This is a genomic window from Vibrio sp. 2132-1 (assembly GCF_033344315.1).
Window position 1 is genome coordinate 1 of the sequence record NZ_JAWPON010000773.1, and the last position, 535, is coordinate 535.

2 pseudogenes are annotated in these 535 nt (G+C 53.1%); both read left to right on the top strand.

What is annotated here, in order from left to right:
* Positions 1-264, top strand: a pseudogene (locus R8N47_RS27905) (hypothetical protein); the annotation flags it as partial.
* A 3-nt stretch (positions 265-267) separates the two neighbouring features.
* Positions 268-535: pseudogene (locus R8N47_RS27910) on the top strand (hypothetical protein); the annotation flags it as partial.

Genomic DNA, 535 nt, shown 5'->3' on the forward strand with positions numbered 1-535 from the left:
ACGCTCGAATCAACGCAAGTGGTCAAAGTGGATGAGCAAGTCAGTAGCAACCTTATCACCGAAGCCGTGAGCGTGTTTCCGCACAACATGGCACAAAACGCCACGCGCAAAGCCATCACGATTAATGCGTCGAAAGCCAACACCGCTTCGGTGTTTGTTGACGCGTTTGAACTGGAAGCGGGCGAGCGCATCACCATTGAAAGCACCGCCGCCATGACATTAACAGGCACGGCGGGTGACGCCGTCACGATTATGGAGATTTAACGCATGGGACAAGTACGTGACAATCTGCCAAACGGCAACCCACGCAACAAAATCGAATACTTGGCCGATTGCATTGATGATGCCAAGGCTGAAGCGAACGGTGTAGAAGCCATTCCCAATCTATTGGTGAACCCTGATTTCTCAGCGGCTCAGCTAGACATCAACTGGCAATCGGCATTTTATGCCCGATGGACAACAGGCGCATTCACCTACGAAAACCAAAGCGCCACCGAAATGCACCTAGGGCGCAGCTTTGGCCGTCCCGCGCCAT